This window comes from Anaerolineae bacterium (assembly GCA_014360855.1).
In the GTDB taxonomy this organism is placed as follows: domain Bacteria; phylum Chloroflexota; class Anaerolineae; order JACIWP01; family JACIWP01; genus JACIWP01.
Window position 1 is genome coordinate 1 of the sequence record JACIWP010000145.1, and the last position, 7,923, is coordinate 7,923.

The 7,923-nt window shown below is 63.7% G+C and carries 9 protein-coding genes; 6 read left to right on the top strand and 3 right to left on the bottom strand.

Features of this window, described 5'->3' with window-relative positions; genetic code table 11:
• Together H5T60_08945 and H5T60_08950 are read left to right on the top strand one after the other, a co-directional pair.
• On the top strand, positions 1-537 hold a 537-nt coding region (locus H5T60_08945), incomplete at its 5' end, for a hypothetical protein (GenBank protein MBC7242557.1).
• An 81-nt stretch (positions 538-618) separates the two neighbouring features.
• The gene (locus tag H5T60_08950; GenBank protein MBC7242558.1) at positions 619-840 is read left to right on the top strand and encodes a NifU family protein; all 222 of its coding nucleotides are present in this window, start codon (positions 619-621) and stop codon (positions 838-840) included.
• A gap of 64 nt (positions 841-904) precedes the next feature.
• Here the strand turns inward: H5T60_08950 and H5T60_08955 are convergent, their stop codons facing one another.
• From H5T60_08955 to H5T60_08965, 3 genes are read right to left on the bottom strand one after another with little or no spacing between them, the layout of a single operon-like run.
• Complete coding sequence (locus H5T60_08955) at positions 905-1,762, bottom strand: deoxyribonuclease IV (protein ID MBC7242559.1); 858 nt, start codon at positions 1,760-1,762, stop codon at positions 905-907.
• The gene (locus H5T60_08960) at positions 1,759-3,204 is read right to left on the bottom strand and encodes a HAMP domain-containing protein (GenBank protein ID MBC7242560.1); all 1,446 of its coding nucleotides are present in this window, start codon (positions 3,202-3,204) and stop codon (positions 1,759-1,761) included. The genes H5T60_08955 and H5T60_08960 overlap by 4 nt, the downstream gene beginning before the upstream one ends.
• 23 nt (positions 3,205-3,227) lie before the next feature.
• The gene (locus tag H5T60_08965; GenBank protein MBC7242561.1) at positions 3,228-3,920 is read right to left on the bottom strand and encodes a response regulator transcription factor; all 693 of its coding nucleotides are present in this window, start codon (positions 3,918-3,920) and stop codon (positions 3,228-3,230) included.
• 240 nt (positions 3,921-4,160) lie between these two features.
• Here H5T60_08965 and H5T60_08970 point away from each other — a divergent pair, with 240 nt between their 5' ends.
• The 4 genes from H5T60_08970 (at position 4,161) to H5T60_08985 (ending at position 7,903) form a co-directional block, all read left to right on the top strand.
• Positions 4,161-5,054, top strand: coding sequence for a glycosyltransferase family 2 protein (locus H5T60_08970; protein MBC7242562.1), 894 nt, complete (start codon positions 4,161-4,163; stop codon positions 5,052-5,054).
• Entirely contained in the window at positions 5,054-6,466 is a 1,413-nt protein-coding gene (locus H5T60_08975) for an undecaprenyl-phosphate glucose phosphotransferase (GenBank protein MBC7242563.1), read from the top strand. The genes H5T60_08970 and H5T60_08975 overlap by 1 nt, the downstream gene beginning before the upstream one ends.
• An 83-nt stretch (positions 6,467-6,549) precedes the next feature.
• A complete protein-coding gene (locus tag H5T60_08980) occupies positions 6,550-7,191 on the top strand; it encodes an MBL fold metallo-hydrolase (protein MBC7242564.1) in 642 nt (213 codons plus the stop codon).
• Positions 7,192-7,234: 43 nt separating this feature from the next.
• Positions 7,235-7,903: a tetratricopeptide repeat protein gene (locus H5T60_08985; GenBank protein ID MBC7242565.1), complete on the top strand. Its 669-nt coding sequence runs from the start codon at positions 7,235-7,237 to the stop codon at positions 7,901-7,903.
• Positions 7,904-7,923 lie beyond the last annotated feature (20 nt).

Sequence of the window (7,923 nt, forward strand, 5' to 3'; positions counted from 1 at the left end):
CGCGACGGCCTCATTCAGGCGGAGGTCATGCCCTCGCCCGGCCGGCGCGGCAGACCGCGCCTCATGTACGTGTTGACGCCGGCCGGCGCCGAAATGTTCCCCTCCAACGTCACCCGCCTGGCCCATGTGCTGTTACTACAGTTGAAAAAGCTCATGCCGCCGGCGGAGCTGAACGCCTTCCTTGACAGCCTCGCCGACGCGTGGGCGGATTCCTTCCCCCCGCTGGAGGGGATTTCGTCCGAGGCAAAACTTGACCAAATCACCATGTTTTTGAATAATATGGGCTATCAGGCCGTTTGGGAATACGCCGGCAGTGTGGTGGAATTTCGCCTGGAGAACTGCCCGTACCGCTGGCTGGCCGGCCGGCACCCGGAGCTGTGCCTTGTGGATATGAAGCTGCTACAGCGGCTCACCGGCGGCCTGGTGCAGGCAGTAGAGGAAGAGCAGAATGAACAGCCAGATGCCCCCTCCCGCACCTGCCGGTACCGGGTGGTATTCCCGCAGACGGGGGCGCTCCCCCGCGGCGGCGTGGCATAGCAGTGGTCATGGCCCGAGGTCCGGGTTATGGATTTGATTCCCATAAGGAGGAACAAAGTGGTGGACGAGAAAGATACCCAGATGAAAGAAAAGGTCCAGCAGGTCCTGGAAACGATCCGGCCGGCATTGCAGAGAGACGGCGGCGATGTCGAGCTGGTGGATGTCAAAGACGGGGTGGTGCAGGTGCGCCTGCAGGGCGCCTGCGCCGGCTGTCCCATGTCCCAGATGACGCTGGCGTTCGGCATCCAGCGCGTGCTGAAGGAAAAAGTGCCGGAGATTCAGCGCGTCGAACCCGTCGCCTGATCAGGGACCAACGACGGCCCCCTGCGCACAACAGCCCAGGGGGCCGTCGTTCTTTTTCCGCATATCACTCGAACAAGCTCCGCAGAACGCGCAGGTTCTCCACATCCTCCTTCAGGTCCTTGCCCTTGGGAGTCTCCAGCACCATGGGGAAGCCGGCAAAGCGGGGATCGTTCAACAACATGCGGAAAGGCTCCAGCCCCAGCGCCCCCTGCCCGATATGGGCGTGACGATCTACGCGAGAACCGACCGGCCGCGCCAGGTCGTTCAGGTGAAACATGCGCACCCGCTCTATGCCCAGCAGGACGTCCCATTCCGCCCACATGGCCTCATAGCCGGCGCGCGTGCGGATATCCCAGCCGGCCGCGGCGACATGGGCGGTATCCAGACAAAGGCCCATGCGTTCCGGCTGATGCACGCGCTCTAGAATCGCCCGGAGCTGGGAAAAGGAGCCGCCCAACACCGTCCCCTGGCCGGCGGTCGTCTCCAGCCAAACCCCTACCCGGCCGGGCACCTGCAGTAATGCCCGGTTGATCGCCTCCGCCACGCGCGCCAGGCCGGCCTCCTCGCCGGCGCCCATATGCGCGCCGGGATGAATCACCAGGCCCGGCAGACCAAGCTGTTCCGCCCGTTCCAGCTCCACCACAAAAGCACTCAGGGACCGCTCCCACAAGGCATCATCCGGGGAAGCCAGGTTAATGAGGTACGCCGCATGTCCCACGACAGGGAAAATGTTGTGCCGGCGCTGAAGCTCCTGAAAGCGCCGAATCTCGCCGGCATCCAGCGGTTTCGCCCGCCATTGATTAGTGTTCTTGGTGAAAATCTGGATCGCCTCACAGCCGATGCCGGCGCCCCGTTCGATGGCCTTATCCACCCCGCCGGCGATCGACATGTGAGCGCCCAGGCGCGGACGCTGACGTGTCATGTAGCCCGGCTCTCCGCTGTGCCGGCGCGCGGCACATAGGGCCTCAGCCAGAGGGTAAAGGTGCTCCCCACTCCCAGTTCGCTCTCCACCGTCAGGTGGCCGCCGTGTGCCTCGGCGATCCACTTGGCGATGGACAGGCCCAGTCCTGTGCCGCCGGTCTGGCGCGAACGGGCGCGGTCGGAGCGGTAGAAGCGCTCGAAGATATGCGGGAGGTCCTCTTTCGCGATGCCCACTCCCGTGTCGGCCACACTCACCTGCACCCAATCCTCGCGGCGGTACAGCGACAGCCGCACGGTGCCGCCGGCCGGCGTATATTTGATCGCGTTATCCACCAGGTTCAGCAATAATTGATGCAGGCGATCGCGGTCCCCCAGCACCAATGCCCGGTCCTCGTGCCCCAGCTCCACCCGCACCCCGTCGGCCATGAGCAGGGCCTGACGGTAGACATCCAGCAGGACGGCGTCCAGCTCCACCACCTCCTTCTTGATCTGCACGCCGGCGTCCGCCTGCGACAGCAGGAGCAGATCGGCCACCAGGCGGGACATACGGGTGATTTCCCCCTCCATCGTTTGCAGGATGTCCTGGAGATCCTCGGGGGGCAAACGTTCCATCCCGCGGCGGAGCAGGTCCAGGTTCCCCCGCAGGGTGGTGAGCGGGGTACGAAGCTCATGCGATACATCCGCCACCAGCCGCTGTTGCTGTTGGAACAGCTCCTCCAGCCGGCCCAGCATCTCGTTAAACGTATCGGTCAGGCGGGCCAGCTCGTCCTGGGTGCGCACGGCCGGCAGGCGGCGGGAGAGATCCTCGGCGCGTGAAATCTGCAAGGCGGTCTGCGTGATGTGATCAATAGGGCGCAGTGCCGCGTGGGCCATGAACGCGCCCACGCCGGCGGCCAGCAAAAGGGTGAAGGCCACCCCCAGCCCAATGGCATAGCGCGCGGTCAGCAGGGTCGCCTCCACATCATGCAGAGACATGCCGACCTGCACCACACCGATAATCGTCTCGCCCTCCAAAGGGTCGAAGATCACCAGCGGGGCGCTGTAAATGCGGAGCCGCGCTTGTGGGGTGGAAAGGGTATAGAGCACCGCATTGCCGGCCAGGTTCTGGTCAAAGCTCTCGCGCCGGATGGGCAGATAGTTATCCCCCAGGTTCGCCGAACGGGCGACAACATTCCCCTGCCGGTCCAAAATTTGCACAAAGGTGTTGGAGGTGGAGAACACATCTACCGGGGGGATCTGCACCTGCCGGGTGATGAGGAGACGCACAGGGTCGGCTTGCGCCTGGATATAACTGCCGATCTCGCCGGCGCGCGAGCGGATGGCATCATCCACCTGTTCGTACAACACCTGGCTGAGGAGGGAGTACAGCGCCAGGCTGAACAGGAGGAGAATGGCCGCCAGGATGCCGGTGTACCAGAGGGTCAAGCGGGCACGGATGGACATCCCTTTCCTCCCGGCCGGCGCATTCACGCCTCCCTCAGCACGTAACCGACCCCGCGCACTGTATGGATCAGTCGGGGTTCCCCATTGGCCTCCAGCTTAGCGCGCAGATAGCGGATATAGACCTCGATGATGTTCGACTCACCGCTGAAATCATAGCCCCAGATGCGCTCGTACAACTGCTCGCGGGTCAGCACCTGGCGGGGATGGCGCATGAAGGTCTCCAGTATGTCAAACTCCCTGGCAGTGAGGTCAATGGGCCGGCCGCCGCGCGTCACCTCGCGCGTGGCAGGGCGCAGGGTCAGGTCGGCAAACTGCAGGACCTCCTCTTCCGCCGCCGCCCGCCGGCGCAGAAGCGCCCGGATGCGCGCCAGGAGCTCATCGAAGGCGAAAGGCTTGACAAGGTAATCATCAGCGCCGGCGTCCAGGCCGGCCACCCGGTCACGCACCGCATCGCGCGCCGTCAGCATCAGGATAGGCATGTCGAAGCCGGCATCCCGCAGGGCTTTGCAGACCTCGATCCCATCTATCGCCGGCAGCATGATGTCCAGGATGATGAGATCCGGCCTCTGCTCCACCGCCGCGTCCAGGCCGCTCTCGCCGTCATAGGCCACCTGCACCTGATATCCCTCCAGAGCCAGCCCGCGGCGGATGAAATCCGCGATCTTGCGCTCATCCTCTATCAGCAGGATCCGCCGGCCACTGCTGTCGGTTTTCATCACCCATACCCCATCAGCGTTTCTTTCGCCGGGCTATTCTAACACAGCGCGAGCCGGCCGTCAATGGAACAGCGCATTTGTGCCGGCAGGGTGTTTGCAAAGCCTGGCCAATCTGGTATGCTTCAGGGGCCGCCGGCCAGCCGGCGGGGGAATGAACACCCATTGGCCCTGCAAGACGCGAGGGGAAAATTGACCCGGACCGCCCCGGTATGTACAATGTCCGGCATGGACCAAGAGCGACTGCTGGACCTGTATATCGTCATAGTGAATTACAACACGCGCGATCTCCTGCGGCACTGCCTGGCGTCTATCTATGAAAGCCGGGGGCAGTTTTCGTTCGACGTCTGCGTGGTGGACAACTGCTCCACGGACGGCAGTGCCGAGATGGTGCGCCGCGAGTTCCCGCAGGTAACGCTCATCGAAAGCCCGTACAACGGCGGTTACGCCTATGCCAATAACCTGGGCCTCCGCCAGGCCGCGGCGCGCTACTACCTCCTGCTGAACCCGGATACCGTACTGCCGCCCTCCGCGCTGGCGGAGATGCTGGCCTTCATGGACGCGCACCCGGACGCCGGCGCCGCCGGCCCCCGCCTTCTGCTGGCCGACGGGAGCCTGGACCTGGCCTGCCGGCGCAGTTTCCCCACGCCGGCCATCTCCTTCTACCGCCTGACCGGCCTCTCGCGGCTGTTCCCGCGCAGTCCCCGCTTCGGCCGCTACAACCTCACCTGCCTGGACCCCGATCTCACCACCGAGGTGGATTCCGTGGTCGGGGCCTTTATGATGGTGCGGCGCGAGGCGCTCCAGCAAGTGGGCCTCCTGGACGAGGACTTCTTCATGTACGGCGAGGACCTGGATTGGGCCTTCCGCATGAAGCAGGCCGGCTGGAAGGTGTATTACAACGCCGACGTCAGCGTCCTGCATTATAAGCGGGCCTCCAGCCGGCACAGCCTGAAAGCCCAGGTCGAGTTCTACCGCGCCATGTACCTGTTCTTCCGCAAGCACTACGCCAAAGACACGCCCTTCTGGCTCTCTGCCCTTATCATCGCCGGCATTTACCTGGCCGGCGCCCTGAATGTGGGCCGCTTCTGGCTGATGCAACAGTTGCGCCGGGGTACCACAGCGGAGGTGAGCTGATGGACACACCCTCGCGAGCCAGAACAACACGCGCCGAAATCATCTTCACCATGACCATGCTCCTGCTGGACGTGGTCATGAATATGATCGCCTTCCTGCTGGCCTACCGACTGCGCCTCCTCACGGAGCACCAGAACGTCGCCCCGCTGTCCGACTACGGCGGGATGCTTGCCCTGCAGGTAGTGGTCATGCTGGCGGTCTTCCTCATGTTCCGCCTGTATCAGCGCCCGCGCGCCCGCTCCCGGCTGGACGAGATCTCAGCGGTGTGGTCAGCCGTGACCGTCGGCGTGCTGGTGACCGTGGCACTGACCACCCTTTTATACAAGGAGCAGATTGATGCACCGCGGCTGATGGTGGTGTATGACTGGGCGCTGGCCGGCCTGCTCATCTCGCTGGGCCGGCTCATCCACCAGCAGTTGGTGCGCGCCCTGCGTGCCCGCGGCATCGGCGTGGCGCGGGTCCTCATCATCGGCACCACCGAAGTCGGGCGCATGATCCAGCAGAAAATCATCCATTCGCCGGCCCTGGGCTACCGGGTGGTGGGATACGTGACCCATGAGGAAAACGCCCCCAAGGCCATCCTCGGCGCACCGGTGCTGGGACGCATCGAGGATATCCCCCGCATCATCAATGAACAGGCAGTGGACGAGGTCATCGTGGCCATGCCGGAGGCCAGCCGGCGCGAGATCCTTGATATCCTTTCCCTGTGCGATGCTGGCAAAGTCAGCATCCGCGTCTTCCCCGACGTCTTCCAGATCATCGCCACCGAGCTGTCCATCGGCGCCTTGGACGGCCTGCCCCTGCTCACCATCCGCGACCCGGCCATGCGCGGCTGGCGCCTGGTCGTGAAGCGCGCCATGGACATCATCATCAGCGCGCTGGGGCTGATCTTCCTCTCTCCCATGATGCTGTTGACCGCCCTGCTGATCAAGCTGGACTCACCCGGCCCAGTCTTCTATTACCAGGAGCGTATGGGGCTGGACGCCCGACCCTTCTGGATGATCAAATACCGCTCCATGCGCCAGGACGCAGAAAAGGACGGCCCTGGCTGGACCAGGGAGAATGACCCGCGGCGCACCCGTCTGGGCGCCATCATCCGCCGGCTCTCCATTGACGAACTGCCCCAGCTCATTAACGTCCTGCTGGGCGACATGAGCCTGGTGGGGCCGCGGCCCGAGCGCCCCATCTACGTGGAGCAGTTCCGCCGCAGTATCCCACGCTATATGGACCGCCACCGGGAGAAGGCCGGCATCACCGGCTGGGCACAGGTCAACGGCCTGCGCGGCGACACCTCCATTGCCGAGCGTACCAAGTACGACCTCTGGTACATCGAGAACTGGTCGCTCATGCTGGACATCAAGATACTGATCCGCACAGTGCTGAAGATCTTCACCGACCGGCAGGCGTATTAACGGCCGGCCAGGCCCATGTTGGCAAAGCCGGCAAATTGCGGTATAATGCCCCCTGCAAATCCGCGAGGTAAAGGGAACACTGCATGGAAATTACCTGGTTGGGTCACGCCTGCTGTCGCATCCGCGAGTCGGGCGTCACGATCATCACCGATCCATACGATGAGACCACAGGCTATACACTGCCGCGCCTGAAGGCCGATATCGTCACCATCAGCCATGATGACCCCCATCATGCCTACGCCAAGGCATGTAAGGGGAACCCCTTCATCATCGCCGGCCCGGGCGAGTACGAGATCAAAGGGGTGTTCATCACCGGCATCGCCACCTTCCACGATAAAAAGCAGGGAAGCCAGCGCGGCCCCAACACCGTGTACCTCTACGAGTTCAACGGCCTGAGCGTGTGCCACCTGGGAGACCTGGGACACGTGCCCACCCAAGCACAGATCGAAGCCCTGGGACATATCGACATCCTTCTGGTGCCCGTAGGAGGACATCAGTGCCTGAAGGCCGCGGAGGCGGCGGAGGTCATCAGCTTGCTGGAGCCGCGCATCGTGGTGCCCATCCATTACAAGACGAAGTTCACCACCCTGCCGCTCGCCGGCCTGGATGTCTTCCTGAAAGAGGTGGGCATCTCCATGCCCGAGCCGCTGGACGTGCTCAAGGTCACGCCGGCCAGCCTGCCGGAAGAAACCCAGATCGTGGTGCTGAATCCCCGACAGGACTGAGCCGGCGCGATACTTCGCCGGCCGTATTACCAGGAGGGCGTTCATGCGACTGCTCAAGCATCCGCCGATTGTGCCCCTGTTGGTAGGCCTGATGGCCTTGCTCGCGGTACTGTCCGCTTGCTCGGGCACGACGCCGGCCTCCGGCGATGCCGCCGCCTACCTGGAGTCCGGCCGGCAGGCCCAACAGGCCGGCGACCTGGCCGGCGCCGAAAAGAACCTGCGCCAGGCCATCGAGCTGAACCCCAACCTCGCCGAAGCCCACTTTATATTGGGCAATGTCCTCGCCGACCAGGGCCGCTTCGCCGAAGCCGCGTCCGAATATGAGACCGCGGTGCGGCTCAACCCCCAGAACCCGGACGCCCTTTCCAACCTGGCCGTCGCCTATGCCCATATGGGCAGATGGGACGATGCCATCACCCAGTTGAAGAAAGCCATCACCCTCCAACCCAACGATGCCGAACTTCATTATAACCTCGGCAGTATCTACGCCCAGACGAACCGTTTTCAGGAGGCCCTGCCCGAGCTGGAGAAGGCCCGCGAGCTGAACCCGGAGCTGGCCGAAGCGTACCTGGCGCTGGGCTACACCTATCAGGGGTTGGGCAGGAACGAAGAGGCCATCCAGGCCCTGGAGACGTTCCTTGCCAAAAGCCAAGATCCCCAGTGGCGCGCTACCGCAGAAGACCTGTTGAACCAACTGCGAGGTACACCGTGAACTACATCAAGACCGTCTTC

Coding starts and splice junctions, on each gene's coding strand:
- H5T60_08950 (MBC7242558.1), top strand. CDS start 619: ATGAAAGAAAAGGTCCAGCAGGTCCTGGAAACGATCCGGCCGGCATTG.
- H5T60_08955 (MBC7242559.1), bottom strand. CDS start 1,762: ATGACACGTCAGCGTCCGCGCCTGGGCGCTCACATGTCGATCGCCGGC.
- H5T60_08960 (MBC7242560.1), bottom strand. CDS start 3,204: ATGTCCATCCGTGCCCGCTTGACCCTCTGGTACACCGGCATCCTGGCG.
- H5T60_08965 (MBC7242561.1), bottom strand. CDS start 3,920: ATGAAAACCGACAGCAGTGGCCGGCGGATCCTGCTGATAGAGGATGAG.
- H5T60_08975 (MBC7242563.1), top strand. CDS start 5,054: ATGGACACACCCTCGCGAGCCAGAACAACACGCGCCGAAATCATCTTC.
- H5T60_08980 (MBC7242564.1), top strand. CDS start 6,550: ATGGAAATTACCTGGTTGGGTCACGCCTGCTGTCGCATCCGCGAGTCG.
- H5T60_08985 (MBC7242565.1), top strand. CDS start 7,235: ATGCGACTGCTCAAGCATCCGCCGATTGTGCCCCTGTTGGTAGGCCTG.